The sequence below is a fragment of the Lactobacillus porci genome (genome assembly GCF_009695985.1).
Classification (GTDB): domain Bacteria; phylum Bacillota; class Bacilli; order Lactobacillales; family Lactobacillaceae; genus Lactobacillus; species Lactobacillus absianus.
The window spans coordinates 35,834-62,749 of sequence record NZ_VUMX01000014.1; the positions used below are offsets into that span (position 1 = coordinate 35,834).

A 26,916-nucleotide genomic window follows, 5' to 3' on the forward strand; every position below is an offset into this window, starting at 1 on the left:
AGCTCCTGCTCTCTTTTGTTGCTCGCGTTATTTTTGCCGGTACTGACGCACGTAGCCCTTCTGCCCAGCCAAATACCAGGTGCCCCGGTTGGCATCGCTGGTGAATTCGACGTTTTCTGGCAAAGTCTGCATGGCTTCAGTAAAGGTCTCCTCGTATTGGCCAACGCCCAGGCGGATTCTTTCCTGCAGCATCCGCTTGTGCATGGCTGGTCGCAGGCGTCTTTCATAGCCCTCCACAATCTTGCCCGAGAAGAATTCTGCCATGGCCCCTGACCCGTAGGAGAAGAAGCCCACGCGGTCGCCAGGTTGCAAGTTGCCCTTTTCCAGCAGGCTCAAGACTGACATATAGAGGCTGGCCGTGTAGATATTGCCGACCTCACGGCTGTATTTGGCTGACAGCTGGAAGTTGTCGCTCAAGCGCTGCTTGACCGCGTCATCTTGCCCTTCAATGGCAATGCTGTGAGCCTTGAAGCCCATCTTGGTATATGGCAGGTGGTAGCAGATGCCGGCGAAGTCCTTGACTTCCAGCCCCTTTTCTTCCAAATAAGGAGCGAAAGTATGTCTGAAGAAGTCCAAGTAGACATCCCGGCTGTAGTGGCCGTCCACCAAGGCCGTCTGGAAGTTGTTTGGCCGCCAGAAATCATTGATGTTCTCGGAATAAGAAGTGTGGCCATCTTCCAAAGCGATGATGGCCGGGTCTTCCTTGATCAGCATGCTGATTGCGCCGGCCCCTTGGGTGACTTCGCCCGGCGTTGACAGGCCATATCTGGCGATATCGCTGCCGATGATCATGGCGCTGTGGTGCGGGTGAGCCCGAACGTAGTCGCGGGCAACCTGCAAGCTGGCCGTCAAAGCAAAGCAGGCCTCTTTAATTTCAAAAGTCCGGATTTTAGCAGGCAGCCCCAAGGCTTCCTTAACAAAGAGAGAAGCCGACTTGGACTGGTCGATCCCGCTTTCCGTCGCAAAGATGAGCAGACCCAGATGGTCCAGGTCAACCTGGTCCAGGTACTCTGCCGTGGCGTTGATCCCCATAGAAACCGCATCTTGGGTTTGGTCGGCAACAGCCATTCTGTCTTGGCCGATCCCAATCAGGAACTTGTTGGGATCCTCGCCTCTAGCGTGGGCCAAGTCAACCATGTCGACAAACTTGTTCGGCGTGAAAAAACCTATCTGATCAATACCAATTTCCATGTAATTATCGTCCTCGCAATTCTTTCAAAAAAACTTTGGCGGCAGTTTCGCCATATTGATGCTGGCTGGTCATCATTTCAAAGACCGCCTTCTTTTCTGCTGGCGTGGCTTCAAGCAGGTCCACCACGTTCCTGGTCTGCAGGCGCATGTGGCCTTCTTGAATCCCCTTGGTCGAGATGGCGTTGATGGCCGCGAAATTATTGGCCAAAGCCACGCTCGCTACCAGGTTCGCCAAGTCTCTGGCTTTTATTTTACCTAATATTGAGTAGCTTTGTCTAATATCCGGCCGGCTGGAAATGGATCCGCCAACCACCCCCAAGGCCAAAGGCAGGACCACTTTGCCCTTTAAGGCCCCGTCTTTGATCTCCCATGAGCTAAGGCTCTGGTATCTGCCATCTCTTACGGCATAGGCATGACTGGCCGCCTCAACTGCCCGGGTATCATTTCCCGTTGCCGCCAAGACCGCGTCTACCCCGTTCATGATCCCCTTGTTATTGGTCACCGCGCGGTAGACGTCCTTCTGCCCGATCCGGCTTAAGAGGGCCATCTTCTTGGCGATCGCTTCGCCCTTGACTGAATCATGGTCCTTAGTCAGCGTAGCAAAGTCGATCGTGACTTCAGCTCGGGTCAACTGACTGGGATAGTTGGACAGGATGGCGAACAGCTGATCCTTAACTCCAGGCTCATTCTGCATCTTGCCAGCCAGAAATTCCAAGATGGCATTGGCTTTGTTGGCCCCCATCGCTTCAGCCGGGTCAATCAAGGCCAGCAGGTAGACCAGGTCATCTTCTTGGCGAGCGGCTATCTGCCGCACCCCGCCGCCATGTCTGACCAGCGAGGAGAATTCCTCATTGGCCAAATCAATGTAAGCTGGCATCTGCTCGGTAAAAGAAGGCAGGTCAAAGTCACTGCCAACCTGCAAGACGATCTGCCCGTAAATCCCGTCACGGCGGCTTTGGGCAATGACGCCGCCATTCTTGGCGAAAACGGAGAAGCCGTGATTGGCCGCCGCTACTACTGAAGCCTCTTCCGTGGACATCGGGATTCGCCATTCCTGATTGTTGACCAAGACGCCGGTCAAGCAGCTTAGAGGCAGCTCCAGCTCCCCGATCACGTTTTCGCTCAGGTCATTGAGCCGGTCCAGCTTATCAGCGGCAACAGGCTCAAGAGAAGCACCCTGCTTATCCAGTTCCTCCCGGCGCTCCTGGGGCGACATTTGGTAAAACTTCATTTATGCTTTCTCAACCTCAAAGGCGATGGCCAAGCCCCCGCCAATGCACAGGGAAACAACTGCCCGCTCGCCGCCTCTTTGCAGCTGGCGCACCGCCGTACCCAACAATCTGGTGCCAGAAGCGCCAAGCGGGTGACCCAGCGCGATCGCGCCGCCTTGTGGGTTGACCTTGTCCATTGGCAGGTCCAAGTCGCGGATCACGGCCAAAGTAGTTGCCGCGAACGCTTCGTTGATTTCGAAGAAGTCATAGTCAGCTTGACCGCGGCCAGTCTTTTCAAACAAACGGCGAATTGCATAGTATGGCCCATAACCCATGAATTCCGGGTCATAGCCGATTTCTGAGTAGGCACCCAGCTTGGCCAAAGGCTTGAGATCATACTCCTTAACCTTGTCACCCGTAGCCAGGATGATCATGCTGGCGCCATCGGTAACGGGGGATGCATTGCCCGCCGTGACCGTGCCATCTTCCATGAAGCTGGTCTTCAAGTTGGCCAAGGCTTCCATGCTGGTGTCTGGGCGGACGCTTTCGTCATGGGTGATTTCATGTTCATCATCCATGATCGTAATCACTTCATCAGCAAACTTGCCTTCCTGCCAAGCCTTGGTGGCCTTCTGGTGCGAAGCCAGGCTGAAGGCGTCCTGGTCATGGCGGGTAATGTGATCGCGCTTAGCCACGTTTTCGGCAGTGATGCCCATTGGCTTCTTGCTGAAAGCATCAATCAAACCGTCTTTCATCATCAAGTCTTTAGGCAGGTTGGTCATGGATTCGCTGCCACCGACCGCGACCAAGCCAAGGTCGCCAATGGCCATTTGGGCTTGAGCCAGGCGAACGGCCTTCAAGCTTGATCCACAAACTTCATTGATGCTGGTTGCTACAGAATCCTGACACATTCCAGTGTTCAAGGCCACTTGCCGGGCCATGTTTTGACCCAGGCCAGCTGACAGGACATTGCCCATAAAGAGGGCATCCAGAGCCTCGGCATCCAGACCTGCTTCTTGCAGTGCCCCTTCTAGAGCGATTTCGCCAAGTTCAACGGCGGAAAAGTCGGCCAGCTGCTTGTGGTAGCGGCCAAATGGGGTTCTCTTTGCGGCAACAACATATATCTCTTGCATTATTAACTAACTCTCCTCAATAAGTCATCCATTTTGGGGATTTTTTTTAAATAATAATCAAAACAGCAATAGTTAATATCTGTTTTAAACTATTATAGTTTACTATAATCTTTTTCCTGATGCGCGCGATAGCGATTGCTTTAGCAAAAATTAAACAAGTAAAAAAGTACTTCTCACATTGTGAAAAGTACTTGACGTTTTAAATAGACTACCTTCTAAAACGATCACCCCCACTCAGGTGGGAGAACTCAAAAGTGAATCAGGTAACATCCACGACACACTGAACAACAAACTAGATTTTATTGAATAGACTACCTTCTAAAACGCATCCCAGCTCTGGTAGGCAAAGAAGAAGGCGTTAAACCTTATTGAATAGACCACCTTCTAAAACTGCAAGCTTTGTCAGTGCGCTGACGGGGACGCGTTAAACCTTATTGAATAGACTACCTTCTAAAACCTTACTTGCCATTAGTAGCCTCCTTAGTCTGCGTTAAACCTTATTGAATAGACTACCTTCTAAAACTTTGGGCTGGGCAATCTTTTTAACAATTTCAGCGTTAAACCTTATTGAATAGACTACCTTCTAAAACACCTGATCAGCTCAGATGACAAGATGGACTGCGTTAAACCTTATTGAATAGACTACCTTCTAAAACCGACGAAATCCACGGCGAAATGTGGGTTAAGCGTTAAACCTTATTGAATAGACTACCTTCTAAAACAATCCGCATGTAAACAGTAACACGAGCAGTGCGTTAAACCTTATTGAATAGACTACCTTCTAAAACAACGGGAAGATCTTTTTGAACTCAACACCAGCGTTAAACCTTATTGAATAGACTACCTTCTAAAACTCAAGTGCCTTTGCAAATGTCGTCGACTCCGCGTTAAACCTTATTGAATAGACTACCTTCTAAAACTTCGTGGATGCAGAACTACAAGAGACTGTTGCGTTAAACCTTATTGAATAGACTACCTTCTAAAACCGTAGCGCACGGCGGCCTGACCACCGATGAGCGTTAAACCTTATTGAATAGACTACCTTCTAAAACTATGGATCTGGGAGCTTACGCCCAGTTCGCGCGTTAAACCTTATTGAATAGACTACCTTCTAAAACCTCAGGCATCGGGGAGCTTGCAATGGCTTGGCGTTAAACCTTATTGAATAGACTACCTTCTAAAACCGAGTAATACTGATTGTCCAAAGCGCCTTCGCGTTAAACCTTATTGAATAGACTACCTTCTAAAACAATAGCAAGCCTTTGTTATTACTCTTTTAAGCGTTAAACCTTATTGAATAGACTACCTTCTAAAACTGGTTTTGTGATGGAAGCCGTGTTGGCGAAGCGTTAAACCTTATTGAATAGACTACCTTCTAAAACTGTCTATGACTGGTGCCGTTGAGGGCCGTAGCGTTAAACCTTATTGAATAGACTACCTTCTAAAACCCAAGACCTGGCCAATAAGAACAGCAAAACGCGTTAAACCTTATTGAATAGACTACCTTCTAAAACTCTTGCCGCAGTGTGTTCAAGCGCTTGTCTGCGTTAAACCTTATTGAATAGACTACCTTCTAAAACAAACGCGTCAACCGTGTGGTCGTCTTCCTTGCGTTAAACCTTATTGAATAGACTACCTTCTAAAACAACGATAACTAAGTAAGCTGAGCGGGTCCTGCGTTAAACCTTATTGAATAGACTACCTTCTAAAACGCTTCGACAGCAAGGGCAATTTGACTGGCCGCGTTAAACCTTATTGAATAGACTACCTTCTAAAACTGAAAGCGAAGCTTTCGGGCAGGACTGGACGCGTTAAACCTTATTGAATAGACTACCTTCTAAAACGCTATCTGCTAGCATTCATCTGCTATCTGCGCGTTAAACCTTATTGAATAGACTACCTTCTAAAACGACCGTTTGGACCAACGGGACAGGTGAAAAGCGTTAAACCTTATTGAATAGACTACCTTCTAAAACAAACCGGTCCGCAAACTCACATAGGGCCATGCGTTAAACCTTATTGAATAGACTACCTTCTAAAACAGCCAATCCGTGCAGATCAGCCAATTACAGGCGTTAAACCTTATTGAATAGACTACCTTCTAAAACAACCGTGAGACCGCCTTTGCCATCAGACACGGCGTTAAACCTTATTGAATAGACTACCTTCTAAAACCAAGACTGGCAGTGCTACACAAGCGGCCATTGCGTTAAACCTTATTGAATAGACTACCTTCTAAAACACGTGAACCATTGACGCTGAAGGATATGCGGCGTTAAACCTTATTGAATAGACTACCTTCTAAAACAACAGCGTCCATTACGTCGTCATGCTCTTTGCGTTAAACCTTATTGAATAGACTACCTTCTAAAACCGTGTGTCTGTAAAGCTTGGACTTCGGATTGCGTTAAACCTTATTGAATAGACTACCTTCTAAAACGAACGGTGTGCCAACGGGTGCCGCTTGGTTGCGTTAAACCTTATTGAATAGACTACCTTCTAAAACGGAAGGATAGAAGAAAATGACCGATCACCAGCGTTAAACCTTATTGAATAGACTACCTTCTAAAACCTCTTCCCCCATCATGTACGATCCGGAAATGCGTTAAACCTTATTGAATAGACTACCTTCTAAAACAAAAGTGGCCGCACAAAGCGACCAGTTGCAGCGTTAAACCTTATTGAATAGACTACCTTCTAAAACCGTTATTTTTTAACAAGGTTTTAATCTGAGTTAATACCAGTCAACAAGGTCCTCGTCAATATAATTGAACTTTGCATCCCGATATACTGATTGATCATGCTGGCTACAAAATTCGATCAAAATGACTGCTTTATTTAATTCTTGACATAATTTAGAAAGTTCATTCAACTGTTGCTTATCCAAGTAATGAGCTACATTACTAAAAGCAACTATGGACTTAAGACCTAATCTATCATGTATCCTAAGTACCGTTTCAATTATACCATATGGATTTGTAGCCAGAGATTTATCAAAATGAATTCCTCCAAATTTGATCAGTTTCTTCAAGTCTGTATCAAAATTTATTGCCAATGGAAGATCCTCCATAAAGAGTTCGTCCTGAACTGCATTCAGCAGGTCACGATAGAGCGTAATAATTCTATTTCGTCCATCTTCACTAAGGTCTTCTACCACATAGTTAGTTACTTTAGTCATGTACTTTTGAAACAAGGATTCGCTAATTACGGGGTCACCAAGCCAGTCTAATGCTTTATTCAAAGGAATCGTCTCATAGTCTTCACTCATCGAAGCTATAAGTTCGTTCTTCTGTTGCATCCCCTCAATAAGGTCACAATATACAATTGGACTGGATGTAGCGATGACATTGATTCTACCATTTTCAATTTCAAACGATTTATGCGCCACATATGTTATGATCACAAGATCACCGTCCTATCTGAGGTGTTTCTAACGTCTTTAACTGGTTCACCCAATAAGAAATGCATATCATTGTACTGCTTTTCGGTAAGCATCAAGCTTTGAACAACACCATATTCTGGAACATAACCTTTGATCCTTTTTTCTAGAAGCTGTGCAGCCTTTTTGGAAGCACATACTCTCACGTAAACCGAGTATTGAATCATCACAAACCCTTCATTTATTAGATCTTTTCTAAATTGTCGGTACTGCTTTCTATCCGTCGCAGTGTCAACAGGCAAATCAAACATTATCATTAATCGCATCATTTGGTACCTCATTGTCAACCCCCAGCTCAATGTCAATTTCAAACAAATACCCATCTAAATATCTCAAACAATCATGAACATACTGATTGATGGCATTTCCCAAAATCATTCGATCCCCATTATAGATAACCTTGAGGCTCAGCAATTCAACCAGGCCATATTTAATATCAGGCGTAAATTCTTTTATATCCTTATGATCATAAATCCAGTAATCAACAAAAGGCCTAAAGGGTTCCATCAAGTCAGATCCCAAATTGAAAGGATTGTTCTCTGATGAGTGATGTATGCCCATATAGGTTCTGTTGCCATCCATCGTAATCTTTCTGTTGACCGCCGACAACAGAATCGAATATCCATAGTTGAGAGCAGCATTGACAGCATCTGAACCTTCTCTTCGTTTGAATTCCTTTCCAAACAATTCAGCAAAATATTTCCGCGCCGTTGTCGCCTCGCGATTGGATTCATCATTGTATTCCAATTCTAGAAAATCATTTTCAATTTCATCAGTTGGCAAGCCATATAAGCGCAATACATTAATTTGATTCTGAATCTTAGCAGCCACAATTTTTGTCCATAAAATTTCCTTCCGTTCTTTTTTCCAACTAAACTGCTTAAGTAGCTTCTCGGTATGACAGTTTGTAGAATAGTAATTTTCAGTCTCGCAAATTGGTTCTTGTTTTTCATCAACGAAAATTACTTTGGTTTGTTTTTTAGCCAGTTCAGCAATCAAAGAACTAGTGATAACAGCTTGGGTCGTCAGCACAAGCAACAAATTGATATCACTGACTGGAATCTGATTTATCCCATCCCTAGTCTGAACAACCATCATATTAGATGAGTATGACAATTTTGAATGCTGAGTAATGATCACATTTCGCCATCCCATAATTTATCTCCCTTGATTATTTCTATCTCAATGTTATAATTTAATTGTTGGGTAGCTCCCAACGTTAGACCTTATTGAATAGACTATCTGATTTAAAATCATGCAAAGTTCTTCGGAACGGAGTTTAGACATTTGTCCCACGTATTGTGGGCTTTTTTTATGCAATAAAACAGGGAGTTACATCAACCATGTAGCTCCCTGCTTTACTTTTATAGTCTGCTTATTTTAATAAATCAGAGACCTTCACTCTTCTTTCAAATAGTCCAGTTGGCGATTGATATATAAATACAGCATCGTCTGAGATCTTAATTCCACTTGTAGATACTAAAGCACCTAAGGCAGCTTGACCAAAGCCAAGTTCAGGAAGTTTCGAAATTTCTGCATTTGCATGAAGACCTCTCAATATCTTATTAATTGCTAAAGCTTCTTCAGTGGAAGACAGTGCAATAAACGCTTCTCGTCCATCGTGCAGCTTCTGTCTAAAACTTCTAATATCAAATAACGGAAGATATTTATCCATCTTTTCCAGTATTTCATCATAAACTGACAGTAAGCATTGCTTTTCATCCTGTTGTTCAATATGCACCGCAACGTGTTTATTAAAATCAGGATCATCAATATAGTCAAGAATATATTTCATAGACCTTTGACTCAAAGAAATCTGCTTAAGGCTGTATCTATACTTTGAGCTACCTAACATGTAATAGGAATCATCTTCCAAAATAGGCTGCCGATACAAAATTTTGTCAATTATAATCTTGACATTTAATATTCCTCTTATAGATTTCCCTGTATTCCTGTCGAACAGTACTTGAGACTTTATTATTTCCATAAGTTTTTCTGAATAATTTGAAGCATTTTTCAAAGACTCAAAATCACGGACAGGAATGCCAACTATTCTTAACGTATGTCCTTTTTTCTTCTCAACATCCACCAAAGCAAAGAAAGCATCTTTATTGCCGCTGTACCCACCATATAATTCAGTGTCCATTCCCTGCTTTCGTGGAATCAAGCCAGATCTAGTCTTAGAATCTCTAGCTGGAGATGGGTAAACGGTTTGATCAAACAATGCGGATTTCTTCGTAAATACTTCTTGCGTTACCAGCATCTGCTTGAAAGAGTATGCCTGCTTCAGCTTTGAAATGATGTCTTTCCGACTGAATACGATCTCACCGGTACTTCTGCAGTAGATATCATCACCATGCTTGCCACGGAGCAGATCATCCAAGAAGTTCATTGACTTGGCGCGTCTAACTGCCTGGTGACTCGATTCTTCTTCACCGTGACTAAACTTCTTGAATTCACCATAGACGAATAACCGGCGTAGATTTGGATATACTTGATAGAGATAGTTGCCAACAATTGTACTCAGGTAGGCATCAATTGCATGGTGGTAGTCATTAACCTCACGGCTCTTGTACAAATCAAATTGCTTACGCAGAATCGAATTATATTTTGCTGGAACTTCGATAATCTTGCTGTCTGGGAATTCACTTTGCAAAATGGTAGCCGTCAGCTTGATAACTTGACTGGTTTCCACCAGCTGACGATTGATGAACCCTTCAGCACGGTACTCCGAGAGCGTTGCTGGATCGGTAAGCAGATTTGCCAGCTTTCTCTTGGAGATCATGCCGCTCTTCTGCCATCTGTCCCACATCTCACGAATGGTAATCCCCAAGTCAGCAACTAAATGATTGCCATACAGCAATACTGGGACATTGTCAGATTTTTGATTATTCACGGCTCTAGTGACTAAGACCCTGTTGTCCAAAGAATCATCTTTGATAAAGGACTGTGGCATGATGTGGTCAATATCATAGTCTGACAAACGGTCAATGTTCAGTGGCTCTCCAGTGTAGGCATCTCTCCCTCCCTGCATGAAGTACAGGTAGTAACGGTCTTTAAGCGACTTCATTCCATTCAGCTGATCCTTAACGCCTTGACTGACAACTTCATCACTGATTTGAGCATAAATCTTCTGCAATCTGTCAGCTCTGGCAACTGTTCGCTTAGGATCATCGTCTTGTGACCGGGCAAATTCAATTGCAAATTTTGCTGGAAGATTGCCACCGCAGGCTTTGACGATATCGTGAACGACCCGCATTACCTGACGGATCGCTTTCTTGTTCTGAGGTGAAGTATACGCCTCATCCAGAATGCTCTCGGTTGCATTCTCAGACTGATCAGCACGCAATAGCTTCTGGTTTTTTTGCTCAATCTTGGCTTTAATGACTGGATCCTTGACAATCTGCATAAAGTTGTCATTGCTGTTTAAAAGTCGTTCAAGGACATTCTGACCATCAGCATCTGTCAAACGAGTCAACAGCTTTAAGGATAACCGTCCCCAGCCTTGCAAACGGAGGCGGCAAAGCTGCTTGATCTGCTCTTCGCTCAGCCAAGTGAAATCAGCACGCAACTTTTCACCAAGGATCTTACGATCTTCAAAAATCGTTGAGTATTCAATAATCTTTTCAAAGTCATTCTGGCGCTGATCATCATTGAGTTGATCGCCAAAAATCCTCCGCAAGTCAATATACGTTGACATCGTGGAATTGAACTTTTCTGGGTCTGCCATCCCCTGAATTTTCACATCTAAGCCAGCATGTCCCTTTTGCCAGTAATTCTTAAACTTGTCCGTTTTGACAGTCTTGTACTTCTTGAACAAGTCTTCAATTACTTGCTCCTTCTCATCACGGGTCAGCTTCTTATGGTTGATCCGTAGATTGTTTAGCTCATTCAGCACCGTAAACAATTGGTACTTCAAGCTGGATGAAGGCAGAACATCCTCACCCAGAAGATAGGTGTCCTTGGTCGTCATTCTCTTGATGAATTGCGTAGCTGATGCCATTCGGTCAACTTTTTCATCAAAGTTCCATGGAGTGATCTTCTCGTGGTCTTTTGGATTCTTTCGAATCATCCAAGCAAAACTATGACCATTTTGTTTTTCCTGCTCTTCCTTGGTGATCAGCGGACCAACATAATATGGAACGCGGAAAGTCAGCAACTGATCTAATTTAGTTGGAGCCTTTCGTGCCACATCCACAGATGCGTGTTCATTGGTCTCGGCCAAGAATGGATAGTACTCGCTTTGCTTCTTAATAATTTCATCGAGTTCAATCTGATGAAGCTGGTTTGGAATTACGCCATTGCTGTTGGATCTTTGCAAAGGCAGAAAATCTTTTTCGGCAATTCTTTTCTTAATTTCAGCTGACACAGGAGAATCATCCAATAATTTTTCGATTGACTTGTTAAATTCTTCCGGTTCAAGCAATTCAGTGCGTTTTTTCACTCCCGCCAACTTCATTGCTTTAGCCGCGTCAGCATGACGATTATTGACATACAGATCATAAATTGCCTGCAGCTTGATCGCATTTTTTCGATCTTTCAGGTTTCGAATAACCGTCTTTAAATTCTTCAAATCCTTCGCGTGCTGGTCATACTTTTCAATCATTGCTTCAGACAAAGTCAGGCCAACAGGGATAATTTCGCTCAAGACAATTGCATGGCGGATGCGAATAATCTGATCAACGATTTCAATTTGATCCTGTGACAATATTGATTCTAAGGTTTCAACCTTTCCTTCTTCGTCTGCACCTTGTAAAGCAAAATTGTAGACTTTCTTCTTGTCCTTGTCCACTTCTTGAATATTCAGAATTGCCGCGAAATTAGCCTTGTAGCCCAACCAAGCACTTGCCACATTCTTAGCTGCATCTGTGACTAGTTTCTTAGTTTTCTTTTCCTGCTTCTTGTCGTCACTTGAGAGGGTGGTCGGCAATAGCAATTTTGCAATTGCCTTTTGGCTATCAGCATTCAAGTGCCCGCTGATAACGATCTCATTGATTTGATCAGCAGAGGCAGAATTTACGCTAATGCCTTGCGTTGCCAAGTTATCAGCAAATGCATTGTTCAAATCGTCCAAAATCTTTGTGCTCAAGATAGTTCTCTCGTCGCCGCCGCCCAGTGAGCTCATGCCTGAACGATAGGTTTCTATAGACTCATCATGCAAAAAATTGCCACGGTACTTCATTATATGATGAATGGCAACATAGATTTCCCGGATATCATGCTTTTGATCATCCTTCATCAACCTATCACGCAGATGGTAAATAGTTGGATATTCATCATGGAATTTTTTGTCTTCTTCAGGAGTAGGGAACACGATCGCAGAATAGCGCTTCCGCTTGTCTTTTGGAGAAATCCAAGATTCATGACTTCTAGCAAAGAAATTAGGATCCACCTTGGAAATTTCTTCGTCAAACAGTTCTTCAAGCAGCTTGATGCGCCATTTTCTTCTAGAAAGCCGACGTCTGGTAGTTCTGAAGCTTCTTCTTTCCGCTGCGACCTTGCCTTCTTCAAACAGTCTGGCGCCAATCGCCTTCCTGCTCTTTATCCGCAAAATGTTGTTCTGATCATCGGTTACAGTCCAACCGACAGAATTGGTCCCAATATCTAGACCGATCGTATAATTTTTAGGTTTCGCCATTTTTTCTCCTTCTTTCCCCTTTTTCTTGTAAAATAGCACTTACATTTTATTATACTATTGTCCTTGAGTTCATTACAAAGAAATTAGAAAGTTCCATAATACCCAAAATACGGTTGCCAGCATTAACGAATTAATACTATGTGTGAGCATAAATAGCACAAATAGTGCGAGGCAGCTGGATAAAAAAACACGCCCTCTAAGAAGTACGAGGACGTGTAAGGATTAGGTAATGGCTCTTCCTAACTATTATGATCTTTAATTATATATTCAACCAAGCGTATGCCTTTTGCTAGTCATTATTTTCGCTGGCGGCAAGCTTCTTTGGCGTAATTCGTTTCAAGGTAACCACAAAGGTCATCACGCCGTCTTCCCAATGAGCGCTAATTTTTCCACCAAAAGTATAAACCAAGTCTTGCGCCATGGAAAGGCCAATTCCAAAACCGGACTTCTTCTGCTCATCGTGATGGTGAGATTCATCTTCTCTGTAAAATCTTTCAAAGAAACGCTTGGTATCAACATTCTTTCCATTCTGATAAGAATTTGAAACGGTCAGAACCGCGTTTTGATTAAGGCGGCTCTTGGCCAAGACTACCAGGACCTTGCCGTGATCATCACAGTACTTCTGCGCGTTGTCGATCAAGATGTTGACTACTTCCAGCAAGCTTCTGGATTCGGCATTGACGTAGAGATTAGGTTCGACCTTCACCTCGTAGTCCTTGCCATCCTTGGCCAGAACTGACTTGAATGACTTGGCTGCTTCTTCGACTTTCTCAGAGAAGTTGACTGGCGAAAGGACCAGCTCTTCCGGTTCGCTCATTCGGGTAACCGTAATCAGTTCATCGATCAAGCGCGTCATTCTCTGAACCTGCTCAATCGTGCTTTGGTTCCACTCATCGTCATTGCCCAGCAGCTCTTCCATTTCCGCATTGGCACTAATCACGGCCAGCGGCGTCTTAAGCTCATGGCCAGCATTGGTAATAAAGCGTCTTTGCTTATCATATGCATCTTTGATCGGCTGAACCGCTTTGCCGGCAAGCAGACTCATAATTGCCAAAAAGATCAAAATCCCGCCAAGAGTAAAAATCATGGCATATTTGGCCAGGAGCATGGTTGACTGCATCAAGGGCGCCAAATCAATATAGCAAATGAAGTATTTATTCTTCGCAATTTTCTTGGCTAGATAGCGAAAGCGCATATGGCTGGAACGCAGGGTGCCGCGCAATTCACCATTCTTAACGGCCTTCGCCACTTCCTCATCCTTGCTCAGCACGGAATTCAAAGAATCAGCGATGATATGGCCAGAATCGATAACCGAGGTCTTTCTTTTAGAAGTATCCAGCATCCCCGTAAAATAGCGATACTTGAACATGCCTTCGCGGCTGTACTGATCGCCAAGGCGATTTTTGGCTTCCTTAATGTCCAAACGACCATTGTTCTTAACAATGACCGTCAAGATTTCATCGGCTTCTGAGCTGGACCTGAAATACGAAATGCCAATCAAGCTGGCAAAAGAGATGATCATGACCAGGAAAAGCGACGTGGTAGCCAGCCACATGAAGCGGCGGCGGATCGTTTTAATCATTGGTCTACCCCCTCGTCAAACTAAAGCTGCCGCCCCTTTCACCAGCGATCTTCACGTGCGCCCCGATTGACTGCAGCTTGGAGCGCAAGTACGACACGTACACCCAAACGACGTCCTCGGTTTCATCGTCATCCTTCCAGACGTGGTTGAAGAGTTCCTTAGTCGACAAATCCTTGCCCGGATTAAGCAGAAAGTAGCGCATCAAGCTGGTTTCCTGCTTGGACAAGCTGATTGAGTTGTTGCTCGACAATTCCTGAGCACTAAGGTCCAGCTTGAGATCGTTGTAGCTGAGCTCTTGATTGCCATTATAGTCTTCGCTTCTGCGCTCTCTAGACCGCAAACGAGCTAAAAGCTCCTTTAAAGAAAAGGGTTTGGTCAAGTAGTCGTCAGCACCAACGTCCAGGCCAGTTACCTTGTCATCGATTTCTGACTTAGCTGTCAGCATCACGATGAAGGTCTTGTCGCCCATGGCCCGAATTTCTTTGACTGCTTCAAGTCCGTCCATCACTGGCATCATGATATCCATGATGATCACGTCATAGGCATTTTCTTTAACCTTGTCGACCGCTTCTTTTCCATTAAAGACTGAATCGACTTCATAGCCGCTCTTCTGCATGGCAACCGTCACGACCCGGTTCAATTGGGCTTCATCTTCAGCTAAAAGAATTTTCATTGAATCTATCCTTCCTTAATTAGTTGACGAATCGTCTGCAAACTGACATCACAAGATGCCAGCTCATCAGCAACGCGCTTGAGCTCCTTGCTGATACGTTCAGGATTCTTGATATCATGCTTATACTTCATTTCATGTTCCAAGCTGGCCCAAGTATCCATCGCAATGGTCCGCAGCTGAATCTCCACATAGTACTTGCCTGGTTTATTGCCACGTACGTCTTCAAATGGCGTTTCCACCACCATGATCAAGTGGTAGGACCGATAGCCATTGGGCTTGGCATCAGTAATGTAGTCTTTCTCTTTGACGATCTTGAAATTCGGCTGCTGCTTAAGCAGATCGATACAGGTGTAAATGTCGTCGATAAAATTGCAGACGATTCTCAGACCAATTGCATCCCGGTTTTCAAGCAGGGCACTTTCCGGGGTGAGCGGCAAGTTCTTCTTTTGGCACTTTTGTGTCATGCTTGCTTCGCTCTTTACCCGCCCTTCAAGGTGCTCGTAGAGCTTCTGACCATTTTGCTTCTGATATGCTTGACCGATTTCTCGGATCTGCGCCAAAGTATCTTCCAAGATTTGTGGCAGATATGATGCGTAGTTACCGTAAATACTCATATATTTTCCTCATTTCTACTTCCACTGTATCAGAGAGTCATGAAGTTTTCTTGCTTTTTAATCGAAACTTATGATATCTCCATTTACATGGCGAGCATAGAGCTACATGATTTTAACCAAACAAAAAAGCGGTCAGCTTTCACCAATCGCTCTGAACAGTTCTTCAGTATGATTACCCTTTACCCGACTCACAGAATCATCAGAGTCATCCTCATCTGCATGAGGAGCTAACTAGAGTATACCATAGGAAGTTTTGATTGCTCTTTATGCATTTTAAGAATTTATCGCCAGATTTTTTCGATTACCCCTTTTACTTTTATCGAACTTTTCAGTATAATGGTTACTGTTATGGAGCGTTGGCAGAGTGGTAATGCAGCGGACTCGAAATCCGCCGAACCAATGTTGAATTGGCGCGCAGGTTCAAATCCTGTACGCTCCTTAATAAAATCAATAATCCCCGAGAAATCAACATTCTCGGGGATTATTTTTGTTTTTAACTAGAAAACAACTAGAAAGAGCTAGTTAATAGATGGGCCAGTGTGTTTTCCCATCAAAAAAAGCGAACCCCGAAGGATCCGCTTCCCCCACTTACGTGAGGAGCAGTCATAATTATCCGGTAGTGTTACAGGACCCTCCGGATCACCCCCACACAAATTGAGGAACGTTTATAGTTTTATACTACCATGATTTAACTCATCCTAGTAAAAGCTGGTATGAACCAAGCCATACAAATAGCCCAGCTTTTCGCTGGGCTTATTTTTATTTTAAACAAAAAATCTTACCGACTGATGTATTACTTGACATCCATCAGTAAGAAATATTATAGAGCCCTTATTTTGCATGATTATTTCGTAATTTCAACGTATTTTGCCGGGAGCCAAAGATCTTTGTCGATTAGATAGCAGTCCATGCCTTTGATCGTCATGGACTTTGCAGTCTTTCAGCTTGACCCCTGTGGGACGTAGCCGTCAGTGTAATAGCCGCTTTTTGACAACAAGCGCACCTTCCAGCCAACCTTGTCTATGCCCAGCAGACATTTTACCGCTTTAGCATTCACTGGCCAGAGCATCCTTGACGGCAGAGTTAAGCTTTAGACCGTGCACAGTGGCTTTAAACTCGTCTTTTTGCTTCTTGCTCTGTTTCTGCAGCTCTTCAATCTGAGCTGTCAGCTCTTCGTTATCCTTGGCAGACTTCTTGAAGCTCTTGAGCGATGCTTCATAGTCAGCAGTCTGTTTCTTCAAGGCTTCGTTCTCAGCCTGCAAGGTTTCAAAGTTCCCATTGGCCTTCTCAATGTCATGGCCGTTCAACTTCATGATCTGTTCAATCTGCTCATCGGTCAGCTGCAAGTCTTTTAGTTGATCTCTCTTCATTGTTTACAGTCTCCTAACGCTTGATATTACGAGGTGCGGCCTCGACAGGATGATTACAGAGACTTTTTACGCCATGCTGAGGGCAAACAAAAAGCGGTCAGCTTTCGCTAATCGCTTTTCCGTTCTCTTTCTGTTTTTTTACGTTGTGCTTTTCTGATTTCAGCGGCACGTTTCATTAATTCATCATGCTTTCGTTTAGCTTCTTCGGTTACATGACTATGATCGAACACTAACCCGGCCAATACTTCTTTTGGGTCAGTTTCTCTCCAGCGTTTGTCGGAAAAAGGAACGTAATCCTTTCCTCTTAATTCCTTTAATGATGGGACTCTCTTGTGGTCATTCAACTATTTCACTCCAATCCATATACCAAATGTCATCATCACCTAGTTTAATATTTGATACTCTGAACTTCGTGTTTCTGGCGAACAATACTTCTTTTTCATCACTATTATACTTCGAAATATCACGCCCAGTCTCGCTTTTTACGATTGTTACATGAACTTGTTCAGTTCCTTCCCCATAGTGTCCCTTAGACGAAGATATATACGCTTTATCCATAAATTCGTCGCCATCAGTAAACTGTTGCATAAATTCCATAGCTCCGTCCGGAGTGAAGAAGTAATCTCTTTGTAGCGGCTTATCACCGTCATATTTAGGCAACTTCGTCAGTGCACTGTCTAAATAGTATTGCAGATTTTTCATGTCATCATCAAGCTCTTCTCCGTGACGCAATGCCGCATTGATTTTGTACGAGTCAGAGCTAGTGTATTTACTGATCGCCATTTCTTCGTCCTTTGATAATTCTGGAAATACTGAACCTTGCGATTCTTCTTGTGAGTCGTCTCCGCTTCCTGGAATAGGTCCAGCAACAAAGCCGCTAGACACAAATCCAGCAGAAACATCAGCACTTGCCTTCTTGGCAAAGATAGACACTTTTAGCTGGGTTGAATGTCTTCGTAGCAGCAGTCTTGCCTGCCCACTGATCGTAGGTTTGATAGTTGACAATCCTACCCGGGTCACGCTCCCAGCGTGTCTCTAAAGGCGGCAGATCTAGCCTGTACGCTACTTAAAATATAGTGCTCAGCCATCGATATGACAGCACTTAAAAAGTAAAAACTCGCATAAGTCACGAACAGATGAAAATAAGCCTGCCCCCCTTCGATAGGGGCTAGGCTTATTTCTATTTTGTGATTTTGACGTATTTGGCCGGAAGCCAAAGGGCTTTGCCAATCAGGTAGCAGTCCATGCCTTGATTCAGCTTGACCCCTGTGGGACGTAGCCGTCAGTGTAGTGGCCGTCTTTTGACAGCAAGCGCACCTTCCAGCCAACCTTGTCCATGTCCAGCAGTCATTTGACTGCTTAACATGAGCACTGGCCAGAGCATCCTTGACGGCAGAGTTAAGCTTCAGCCCGTGCACAGTGGCTTCGAACTCATCTTTCTGCTTCTTGCTCTGGTTCTGCAACTCTTCAATCTGAGCTGTCAGTTCTTCGTTATCCTTGGCAGACTTCTTGAAGCTCTTGAGTGATGCTTCATAGTCAGCAGTCTGTTTCTTCAAGGCTTCGTTCTCAGCCTGCAAGGTTTCAAAGTTCCCCTTGGCCTTCTCAATGTCATGGCCGTTCAGCTTCATGATCTGCTCGATCTGCTCATCGGTCAGCTGCAAGTCTTTTAGTTGATTTCTCTTCATTGTTTACAGTCTCCTAACGCTTGATATTACGAGGTGCGGCCTCGACAGGATGATTACAGAGCCTTTTTACGCCATGCTGAGAGCAAACAAAAAGCGGTCAGCTTTCGCTAATCGCTTGTGTCTTCGCTCTTTCTGCTTTCTTGCTCTCTTTCTTCCCAGAATTTATGACTTTCTGCCATCAATTTATCTAGTTTAGCCCTACCTTTCTCAAACTGTTCTTTTGGAATGCTAGCTACCAACTCATGTAAATTTTCAGCAGTAATGGGAATCTTTTCTCTGGCATTGTTCTCATTGGTCTTCATCTTCTACAACCTCGATAAACATTTTCCGTCCTTCTTATACATATCAATTTAGTGTTCCGCTTGAAAAGTACTTCATTTTCGCCCGGCAGAGTAAAGTTACTTAAATCTCTAGCAGAATGGTTCTTCTTTATTACTATTCTAACACGGTCGTCTGGATCATACACACCATGCTGAGTCGCTGATGCATAGCTCTTCTCTTGGATATAACCGTTTCTTTGGGCATCTTCAAGAAATTTGTCTTCGTCTTCTGGATATCTAAAAGTTAAAGATCTATTTAATGGCTCTTCATCAGTATAAAATGGCAGTTCGTTTAACGTTTTGTCCAAATTAGCCACCATTACTTGCTGTTGTTCAATTAATGGATAATCATTTCTAAGGTTATCATTTAATTCATAGGCGGCAGGAGACACATAATCCCTCATAGCTCTTTCCTCATCATACGTCAGATCTGTGCCATTGGTTCCATCTCCACCTCCTAGAACAGGACCAGCTACAAAGCCGTTAGACGTAAATCCAGCAGAAACGCCAGTACTATCCTTCTTGGCGAAAGTAGACACTTTGGCTGGATTGAATACTTTCGGAGCGCCAGTCTTGCCTGCCACTGATCGTAGGTTTGGTAGTTAGTAATTCTGCCCTTGCCTGTCTTTGGGTCACGCTCCCAGCGTGTCTCCAGAGGTGACAGATCCGGTCTGTAAGGTATCGTAGTGCACCGACAGGATTACAGAGCCTTTTTACGCCATGCTGAGGGCAAACAAAAAGCGGTCAGCTTTCGCTAATCGCCTTTCCGTTCTCTTTCTGCTTTTTCACGTTGTGCCTTTCTAATTTCAGCAGCACGTTTCATTAATTCTGCATGCTTGCGTTCTGCTTCCTCGGTTACGTGGCTATTATCAATCTCTAATCCTCTTAGTACTTCTTCTGGATCAGTATCTCGCCAGCGTTTATCTGAAAAAAGAACGTAGTTTTCCCCTCTTAGTTCCTTTAAAGGCGGAATTCCTTTACTATCATTCAACTATTTCATTCCAATCCATATACCATCATCGCCTAGATTGATATTCGACACTTTAAACTTTGTGTTTCTAGCGAATACCACTTCTTTTTTATCGCTATTATACTTCAAAATATCACGACCTGTCTCGCTTCTTACGATAGTTACATGAACTTGTTCAGTTCCTTCACCATAGTGTCCTTCGACTGGTTATTCGAACAAATATCCAACACTGGATTAGGAAGCTTCGATCTCACCAATGTATTCGCTTACTTTCCAGCTGTTGAATTGTTCCTAATAGTCGTGTAAAATATCTTTCGTTAAAATCTATTGTACGTTAACAATCTATCGTCCAACTTTTCTGAAACAGTTGGTTTGCGAACTTTGATATAAAGGAACAAGCAATTTGCAAATAGACGTAATTTCACTGAGTATTTCCGGGATCGTTCTGATCCTCTTGGTCTTGGGCATCCTTTATTCGCCTGCCTTCAACCGCTTCGATCAGCGCCTGCACCAGCGGCTGGTCAAGACGCAAAAGAACATTTTTTGGAAAATCATCGCTTTTATTAACGAACCAAAGCTGGTCATCGTCTGGGACGTCCTGATTGCCGGCATTCTGATCAACGAGGGCGATTACAAATTGGGGCTGTGGACCCTATTGACCCTAGGCGTGACCGATGGAGCCGGCTACGTCATCAAGCACTTGGTCAAGCGCAACCGGCCGCGCTCGCACCTGTCTGAAGAAGAAGGCTATTCCTTCCCCAGCGGCCACGTGATTGGGGCCACGACCATGTGCCTTATTCTCTACACGCTCTTGCGCCGGATCACTACCAGCTACCTGCCGCTGATCCTGCTTATCTACTGGGCTTTCGTTGTTATTTCCCGCTTGAATCTGCGGGCGCACTACCCTTCAGATGTCTTAGGAGCTGTCGCCTTGTCCGTCTTCTGTTTTACGGTGATGCAGACCATCTACGCGGCCTTGTTCCTGGAAGGCTAACATCTCTAACTGCTTGAAAATGCAAAAGGTACGAACCACTAGGTTCGTACCTTTTTCTTCTTTATTGACATTCTTCTATTCGTGAAAGCCGATCATCAGCCCGCCGCGTTCGGCATAGAAAGAACACAGGCCACGCATTGGGCGAATCGTCACCTCGGCGCTTGGGTAGGAAGCCAGAATTGCCTCTTTCAGCTTTTCCGCGTCGGTCGCGTTCTCACACTCATCAATGACGACCCGGCCACCCTGGTACTTCATCCCTTCCATTTGCTTGACGATTTCTCTTAAGGCCTTCTTCATGCCTCTGGCATTGGTCAAAGGCTGCAGCTCCCCGTCAACGCTGGCCGTGCCGATCAAATTGATCTTCAAGACGCCCGCGATCTTGGCTACCGCTGGCGAAACCCGCCCATTTAATGAAAGGTTCCGCAATGACTGCAGCACGAACAGCAGGTGAGTCCGCGTCCTGAACTCAGCAATCTTGGCCTCCAAATCGGCAAAGCGCAGCTTGTCGTCTTTAATCAGCGCCTCAACTCCTTCCAGAACGACCTCCAGCTCCGGGCCGGCTGACCGGGAGTCAACCACGATCACATTGGCGTGAGGATGCTGCTCCAGATAGATGTCTTTGGCTTGCAGAGCTGAAGAATAGGTACCTGACAAGCCACTGGTCAACGTGACGATTATCGCGTTCTCGCTCCCCTCCAAGGCGTCCAGCCAGCGCTGAATGCTTGGCGCCGCGGTCTTTCCCGCCTCATTGTTGGCTTCCATCTTGGCCAGGAACTCGCTGATATCCAGCTTCTCGTCATCAAGCATGTTCTCCTCGCCAAAAGTCAAAGTCAGCGGCACCACGACCAGGTTGCGGGCTGGGTCGCTGAGGGTATTGGAACTTGAATCAAGAATCAATCTTACTTTTTCCATAATTGTCCGTCCTTTTCCAGCTCATCATTTATGTCTTAGCAACAAAGGCTAATTCGATTTGCAAATTGTTTCTATCTCTATTTTAGCAGTTTTTGCCATGGGCGGGAATTTTTCGCCAAACCGCTTTCACAATTTCTAACATGCTTTCACAAAAGGAGCTTAACATAACATTTACGCTGGTTAAATTAACGAAAAAACGCGATTTTGTGAACGGTTTCTAAGATTATTCTGTTTACGCGTTCACAAAGTTAGGCTATAATTTACTTGTAAATGATTACAGGGCAAATGCTCTGGTAGGCGGAAAAATAACCATTTTTCCCGTTTACATATTTTAAGGAGGATTTTTTAATGACTAAGGTTGTTATTGAAAACGTTCATGCTAGAGAAATCTTTGACTCACGTGGTAACCCAACTGTTGAAGTTGAAGTTACTTTGTCAAACGGCGTAGTTGGCCGCGCTGAAGTTCCATCAGGTGCTTCAACTGGTGAAAACGAAGCTGTTGAATTGCGTGACGGTGGCTCACGCTTGGGCGGCAAGGGTGTTCTGAAGGCTGTTAACAACGTTAACACTGCAATCAACGACGAACTGCAAGGCGCAGACCCATTCAACCAACCAGCTATCGACAAGGCTATGATCGAACTTGACGGTACTCCAAACAAGGGTAAGTTGGGCGCCAACGCTATCTTGGGTACTTCAATGGCTACTGCTGTAGCAGCTGCTAAGGCTACCCACCAACCTCTTTACCGTTACCTTGGTGGTACTGACTTGTCAATGCCTCAAACTTTCCACAACGTTATCAACGGTGGTGAACACGCTGACAACGGCATCGACATCCAAGAATTCATGATCACTCCAGTTAAGAAGACTTCATTCCGTGACGGCTTCGAAAAGATCGTTAACACTTACCACACCTTGAAGAAGGTTTTGGAAGAAAAGGGTTACGAAACTGGCTTGGGTGACGAAGGTGGTTTCGCTCCTAACATGAAGGACTCAGAAGAAGCTTTGAAGGCTTTGCACGAAGCTATCGAACGCGCTGGTTACGTTCCTGGTGAAGACATTGCCATCGCTTGTGACTGTGCCGCTTCATACTACTTCAACAAGGAAGACGGCAAGTACCACCTGGAAGGCAAGGTTCTTGACGACGAACAATTGGCTGAATACTACGACAAGCTGCTCGCAGAATTCCCAGAATTGATCTCAATGGAAGACCCATACGACGAAAACGACGTTGACGGTATGGTTAAGTTCACTCAAACCCACAAGGACCGTCTGCAAATCGTTCTTGACGACTTCATCTGCACCAACCCTAAGCTGTTGAACAAGGCTATCAAGGAAGGCGCAGGTAACGCTTCATTGATCAAGCTGAACCAAATCGGTACTGTAACTGAAACCTTGGAAACTATCCGTCTTTCACGCAAGAACGGCTACAACACCATGATTTCTCACCGTTCAGGTGAAACTGGCGACACCTTCATCGCTGACTTCGCTGTTGCTACTAACGGCGGCCAACTGAAGACTGGTGCCCCAGCTCGTTCAGAACGTGTTGAAAAGTACAACCAATTGCTGAGAATCGAAGAACAACTCGGTGACGGCGAACGTCTTGACTTCTTCCCAGACAACGTTGACTTGGACTAATTTACTGAACTAGGTTAGTTTCAACACAACTTAAGAAAAGAGCTTGCTTCGGCAGGCTCTTTTTTTGCGCCGTTTTCCCCCTCTCCTGCCGCGGCTTAAAGCAATCTTTCATGAAATTTTGCTTTTTTCTAAAATTTCCCTTGCAATCTCGGAAACATTAGTTTAAAATTAAAAATCAATAAGAGATGGACAAGCACATGTCCAGCAAAGGAGATAATTAAGATGAGGAATACTAGGCAATTTGTAAATACATAGTTTTCATCGCTTGATGAAGACTTGTAGATCAACTGAATTCGTTGTTATCAGCATGGCAGAACGCGGTTTTGACTTGTTTGGCAATGAATAGCAGTCATCGCAAGTTGTTAGTCTTCTTCCTCTTCCCATATTTAATTGAATATTGGTGAGGCAGACGGAGTCTTCCTCTTACCTGTAAAGTACTCTTGCAATACAGTTTACTTGCCAGTTGACTTCCATTCATTGCTAATCAAATCCTCGCTGCCGAGATCGTAGATGAAGGATTTAATTATGAACAGTATCATCGAAGTTAAGCACTTGAAGAAAAACTACGGCGACAAAGAAGTCCTCAAGGACATCAACGCCGAGATCGAGAAGGGCAAAGTAATCACTGTGATCGGGCCATCCGGGTCTGGCAAGAGTACTTTTTTGCGTTGCCTGAACCTCTTGGAAAAGCCAACCAGCGGCCAGGTCCTGTTTGAAGGGACAGAATTGACGGACCTGAAGAGCGATGACCTGGACAAGCTGCGGCAGAAAATGGGCATGGTCTTCCAGAACTTCAACCTTTTCCCAAACATGAACGTCCTGGAAAACATCAAGCTGGCGCCAATGAAGGTTAAGGGCATGGCTGACGGCGAGGCTACTGCCCTGGCTCACAAGCTTCTCAAGAAGGTCGGCCTGGATGAATTTGCCGACCACACCCCGACCAGTCTTTCCGGCGGCCAGCAGCAGCGGGTGGCCATCGCCCGAGCTCTGGCTATGAAACCAGAAGTCATGCTGTTTGACGAACCTACTTCTGCCCTTGACCCAGAAATGGTCGGCGAAGTCTTAAAGACGATCCAGGACCTGGCTACTTCTGGGATGACCATGGTCATCGTTACCCACGAAATGGGCTTTGCCCGCAAGGTTTCCGATGAAGTTTGGTTCATGGCCGATGGCTACCTGCAAGAAAAAGGCAGCCCAGACGAAGTCTTCGATCACCCTACCAGCGACCGGGCCAAGGACTTCTTAGCCAAGATTCTCGAAGCGTAAGTTACAGACAAGGAAATGGAAAGACACATCATGAAGAAACTAATCAAAATCTTTTCCGTGCTGCTGCTTTTGGTCAGTGCCGTCGTCACCGGCGCCCTGGCCACCGGTCCAGCTGCCACGGTCTCCGCAGCATCAAGCAAGAACGTTAAGAAAGTTGCCTCTGGCACCGTTTTAAAGAAGATCAAGAAGAGCGGCAAGCTCGTCGTTGGGCTGTCCGCCGACTACCCGCCACTGGAATTCACCAAGAACGTCAACGGGAAGAACAAGTACGTCGGCGTCGACATTGAATTGTCCAAGCAGATCGCCAAGGATTTGGGCGTCAAGTGCGAAATCAAGAACATGGACTTCGACTCCCTCCTGGTTGCCCTGGAAACCGGCAAGATTGACGTGATCATCTCCGGGATGACCCCAACCGCCGAGCGTAAGAAGAGCATCGACTTCTCCAAGATCTACTACGCTGAAAAGAACGACTACTTCGTCATCAACAAGGCTGACAAGGGCAAGTACAAGAAGACCAGCGACTTCAAGGGCAAGACGGTTGGCGCCCAGACTGGGTCTCTCCAGTACACCGTCATGAAGAAGCACGGCCTGCCTGGCATGAAGGTCAAGGGCCTGGCCAAGATTTCCAGCCTCTTGATGGGCTTGAAGTCCGGCAAGTTCGACGGGGTCCTCTTGGGCGAGCTGAACGCCAAGACTTACGCCATGAACGATTCAAACCTGGCCCTGGTCAAGTCAACCCTGAAGCAGGACCAAATGGGCAACGCCGTCGGCGTCGCCAAGGGGCAAAAGGACCTGGTGGCCGCCATCAACAAGACCATCAACAAGTGCCAGGAAAAGGACCTCTTCAACAAGAAGTTCATCCCGGCAGCGGCAAAGGACATGAAGACCGCGACTAAGAAGTCAAACAACTCTATGACCAAGTACACCAGCTATTTCGTGACCGGTCTTGAATACACCATGATCATCACCATCTGCTCAGTCCTGATCGGTCTGGTGCTCGGCGTCATCTTCGCTTTGATGCGTCTGTCAAGCAACAAGCTGCTCCACGCGATCGCGGTCTGCTACATTGAATTCCTCCGTGGCACTCCAGAAATGGTTCAGATCATGTTCGTCTACTTCGGGATCGGGATGCTGGTCAAGAACCTGCCTGCCCTGGTTGCCGGGATCATCGCCATCGGCTTGAACTCCGGAGCCTACGTGGCTGAAGACATCCGGTCTGGGATCAACTCCGTGAACATCGGCCAGACTGAAGCTGCCCGGTCACTTGGCTTGAGCCAGGCCATGACTTACCGCTACGTCATCTTCCCGCAGGCCTTCAAGAACATCTGGCCAGCCCTTGGCAACGAATTCATCACGCTGACCAAGGACAGCTCCCTGGTTTCAACCATCGGCGTTGGCGAATTGATGTACCAGACCGGCCTGGTGCAAACCGCTACCTACCGGGGGGTAATGCCACTGTTCATCACCATGTGCATCTACTTCGTCTTAACCTTCCTCTTGACTCGCCTGCTCAACTTCCTGGAACGGAAGATGAACCTGAGCTCAAGCCGCGCTTAGCCAAGCAGTTCACTTGTCTCATCTAATTTATCTCTAGCAAAAAGCTGGAAGTCACTCATCTGACTTCCAGCTTTTTTATTACGTTGAGGGCGATTCAACTTGGCATTTCAATGCCGAGTTGAATCGCCCTCTTTTTTTGCTTTAGCACGTGAACGTTAGTTCGGTATGCGATATAATATAAATAGCTAAAGAACTGCAAATACTGAAAGAAGGTGCGACTCATATAGTTAAATACGAATTCAGGAATGATGAGCCAGATATCATCCATGGACGAGGCTACGTATACAACCTCAATTACCACATCGTCTGGTGTACCAAGTATCGCAACCAAGCCTTGACTAATCCGATTATTGTCGATTCACTCAAGGACAAGATCCTGCAGATCTGCCGTGAGAATGAGTATACGGTCAAGGCCCTGGAAATAATGCCAACTCACGTGCATATTCTGCTGTCTGCCAAACCAAAAGAGAGCGTGACAAATATCGTCAAGAAGCTCAAAGGCATTACGGCCAAGTGGCTTTTTGAAAAGTATCCGGAAACGATGAAGGAATACTTCTGGGGTCTTCTGGGGTGGTCACGTCTGGTCACCGAGCTATTATGCAGGAAGCATTGGAGTGACAACCGAAGCTGTCGTCAAGAAATACATTGAGACGCAATGGAATAGACCGTTTCACTAAACGCTAGAAAGGAGGAAGCGACATGGCAATACGCAAGCGCAAGTCAGAT

Annotated in this window: 22 protein-coding genes, 1 tRNA gene, 1 pseudogene and 1 CRISPR repeat array; of the genes and pseudogenes, 6 read left to right on the forward strand and 18 right to left on the reverse strand. The window is 45.2% G+C overall.

Annotated elements, in window-relative coordinates; genetic code table 11:
• Positions 1–27 precede the first annotated feature (27 nt).
• From FYJ62_RS06105 to FYJ62_RS06150, 10 genes are all read right to left on the reverse strand, one after another.
• The gene (locus FYJ62_RS06105; protein WP_154548796.1) at positions 28–1,191 is read right to left on the reverse strand and encodes a hydroxymethylglutaryl-CoA synthase; all 1,164 of its coding nucleotides are present in this window, start codon (positions 1,189–1,191) and stop codon (positions 28–30) included.
• 4 nt (positions 1,192–1,195) lie between these two features.
• Positions 1,196–2,422 carry a hydroxymethylglutaryl-CoA reductase gene (locus tag FYJ62_RS06110; RefSeq protein ID WP_154548798.1) on the reverse strand — a complete coding sequence of 409 codons (1,227 nt, stop codon included), beginning with the start codon at positions 2,420–2,422 and terminating at the stop codon, positions 1,196–1,198.
• Positions 2,423–3,535 carry a thiolase family protein gene (locus FYJ62_RS06115; protein ID WP_154548800.1) on the reverse strand — a complete coding sequence of 371 codons (1,113 nt, stop codon included), beginning with the start codon at positions 3,533–3,535 and terminating at the stop codon, positions 2,423–2,425.
• Between the two features lie 289 nt (positions 3,536–3,824).
• A CRISPR array of direct repeats spans positions 3,825–6,239; the repeat unit is 36 nt; unit sequence GCGTTAAACCTTATTGAATAGACTACCTTCTAAAAC.
• Positions 6,240–6,269: 30 nt separating this feature from the next.
• Positions 6,270–6,938 (reverse strand): type II-A CRISPR-associated protein Csn2, encoded by a 669-nt coding sequence (csn2, locus tag FYJ62_RS06120; RefSeq protein ID WP_326832002.1) that lies wholly within the window; start codon positions 6,936–6,938, stop codon positions 6,270–6,272.
• A complete protein-coding gene (gene cas2, locus FYJ62_RS06125; RefSeq protein ID WP_154548834.1) occupies positions 6,935–7,240 on the reverse strand; it encodes a CRISPR-associated endonuclease Cas2 in 306 nt (101 codons plus the stop codon). Before cas2 ends, csn2 begins: the two co-directional genes overlap by 4 nt.
• The gene (gene cas1, locus FYJ62_RS06130; protein WP_154548802.1) at positions 7,218–8,129 is read right to left on the reverse strand and encodes a type II CRISPR-associated endonuclease Cas1; all 912 of its coding nucleotides are present in this window, start codon (positions 8,127–8,129) and stop codon (positions 7,218–7,220) included. Before cas1 ends, cas2 begins: the two co-directional genes overlap by 23 nt.
• Positions 8,130–8,349: 220 nt before the next feature.
• Positions 8,350–12,612 (reverse strand): type II CRISPR RNA-guided endonuclease Cas9, encoded by a 4,263-nt coding sequence (gene cas9, locus FYJ62_RS06135; protein WP_154548804.1) that lies wholly within the window; start codon positions 12,610–12,612, stop codon positions 8,350–8,352.
• 289 nt (positions 12,613–12,901) lie between these two features.
• On the reverse strand, positions 12,902–14,194 hold the full coding sequence (locus tag FYJ62_RS06140) for a sensor histidine kinase (protein ID WP_154548806.1): 1,293 nt from the start codon (positions 14,192–14,194) through the stop codon (positions 12,902–12,904).
• A 4-nt stretch (positions 14,195–14,198) separates the two neighbouring features.
• Positions 14,199–14,867 carry a response regulator transcription factor gene (locus tag FYJ62_RS06145; protein WP_154548808.1) on the reverse strand — a complete coding sequence of 223 codons (669 nt, stop codon included), beginning with the start codon at positions 14,865–14,867 and terminating at the stop codon, positions 14,199–14,201.
• A 5-nt stretch (positions 14,868–14,872) separates the two neighbouring features.
• Positions 14,873–15,481 (reverse strand): GTP pyrophosphokinase, encoded by a 609-nt coding sequence (locus tag FYJ62_RS06150; RefSeq protein ID WP_154548810.1) that lies wholly within the window; start codon positions 15,479–15,481, stop codon positions 14,873–14,875.
• A gap of 350 nt (positions 15,482–15,831) precedes the next feature.
• Here FYJ62_RS06150 and FYJ62_RS06155 point away from each other — a divergent pair.
• Positions 15,832–15,920 (forward strand) — tRNA-Ser (locus FYJ62_RS06155).
• 607 nt (positions 15,921–16,527) lie between these two features.
• On the opposite strand, the gene FYJ62_RS06160 is transcribed toward FYJ62_RS06155, so the two are convergent.
• From FYJ62_RS06160 to FYJ62_RS06190, 7 genes are all read right to left on the reverse strand, one after another.
• The gene (locus FYJ62_RS06160) at positions 16,528–16,851 is read right to left on the reverse strand and encodes a phage scaffolding protein (RefSeq protein ID WP_154548812.1); all 324 of its coding nucleotides are present in this window, start codon (positions 16,849–16,851) and stop codon (positions 16,528–16,530) included.
• 107 nt (positions 16,852–16,958) lie between these two features.
• Positions 16,959–17,195 carry a hypothetical protein gene (locus FYJ62_RS06165; RefSeq protein ID WP_154548814.1) on the reverse strand — a complete coding sequence of 79 codons (237 nt, stop codon included), beginning with the start codon at positions 17,193–17,195 and terminating at the stop codon, positions 16,959–16,961.
• Positions 17,188–17,871, reverse strand: a complete 684-nt coding sequence (locus FYJ62_RS06170; RefSeq protein ID WP_326832003.1) for an ADP-ribosyltransferase — start codon at positions 17,869–17,871, stop codon at positions 17,188–17,190. Before FYJ62_RS06170 ends, FYJ62_RS06165 begins: the two co-directional genes overlap by 8 nt.
• Complete coding sequence (locus FYJ62_RS06175) at positions 17,868–18,536, reverse strand: phage scaffolding protein (RefSeq protein ID WP_154548816.1); 669 nt, start codon at positions 18,534–18,536, stop codon at positions 17,868–17,870. The genes FYJ62_RS06170 and FYJ62_RS06175 overlap by 4 nt, the downstream gene beginning before the upstream one ends.
• A gap of 107 nt (positions 18,537–18,643) precedes the next feature.
• Positions 18,644–18,838, reverse strand: a complete 195-nt coding sequence (locus FYJ62_RS06180) for a hypothetical protein (RefSeq protein ID WP_154548818.1) — start codon at positions 18,836–18,838, stop codon at positions 18,644–18,646.
• On the reverse strand, positions 18,835–19,440 hold the full coding sequence (locus tag FYJ62_RS06185) for an ADP-ribosyltransferase (RefSeq protein ID WP_154548820.1): 606 nt from the start codon (positions 19,438–19,440) through the stop codon (positions 18,835–18,837). The genes FYJ62_RS06180 and FYJ62_RS06185 overlap by 4 nt, the downstream gene beginning before the upstream one ends.
• 170 nt (positions 19,441–19,610) lie before the next feature.
• Positions 19,611–19,847: a hypothetical protein gene (locus tag FYJ62_RS06190; protein WP_154548822.1), complete on the reverse strand. Its 237-nt coding sequence runs from the start codon at positions 19,845–19,847 to the stop codon at positions 19,611–19,613.
• A 382-nt stretch (positions 19,848–20,229) separates the two neighbouring features.
• On the opposite strand from FYJ62_RS06190, the gene FYJ62_RS06195 reads away from it, so the two are divergent.
• Entirely contained in the window at positions 20,230–20,820 is a 591-nt protein-coding gene (locus FYJ62_RS06195) for a phosphatase PAP2 family protein (protein ID WP_154548824.1), read from the forward strand.
• 75 nt (positions 20,821–20,895) lie between these two features.
• Here the strand turns inward: FYJ62_RS06195 and FYJ62_RS06200 are convergent, their stop codons facing one another.
• Positions 20,896–21,732 (reverse strand): DegV family protein, encoded by an 837-nt coding sequence (locus FYJ62_RS06200; RefSeq protein ID WP_154548826.1) that lies wholly within the window; start codon positions 21,730–21,732, stop codon positions 20,896–20,898.
• Positions 21,733–22,080: 348 nt separating this feature from the next.
• Between FYJ62_RS06200 and eno the strand changes: the two genes are divergently transcribed.
• The 4 genes and pseudogenes from eno (at position 22,081) to tnpA (ending at position 26,867) form a co-directional block, all read left to right on the forward strand.
• On the forward strand, positions 22,081–23,367 hold the full coding sequence (eno, locus tag FYJ62_RS06205; protein WP_154548828.1) for a phosphopyruvate hydratase: 1,287 nt from the start codon (positions 22,081–22,083) through the stop codon (positions 23,365–23,367).
• A gap of 525 nt (positions 23,368–23,892) precedes the next feature.
• Entirely contained in the window at positions 23,893–24,633 is a 741-nt protein-coding gene (locus FYJ62_RS06210; RefSeq protein ID WP_154548830.1) for an amino acid ABC transporter ATP-binding protein, read from the forward strand.
• Between the two features lie 30 nt (positions 24,634–24,663).
• On the forward strand, positions 24,664–26,190 hold the full coding sequence (locus FYJ62_RS06215; protein WP_154548832.1) for an ABC transporter substrate-binding protein/permease: 1,527 nt from the start codon (positions 24,664–24,666) through the stop codon (positions 26,188–26,190).
• A gap of 259 nt (positions 26,191–26,449) precedes the next feature.
• Positions 26,450–26,867 (forward strand): annotated as a pseudogene (gene tnpA / locus FYJ62_RS06220) (IS200/IS605 family transposase).
• Positions 26,868–26,916 lie beyond the last annotated feature (49 nt).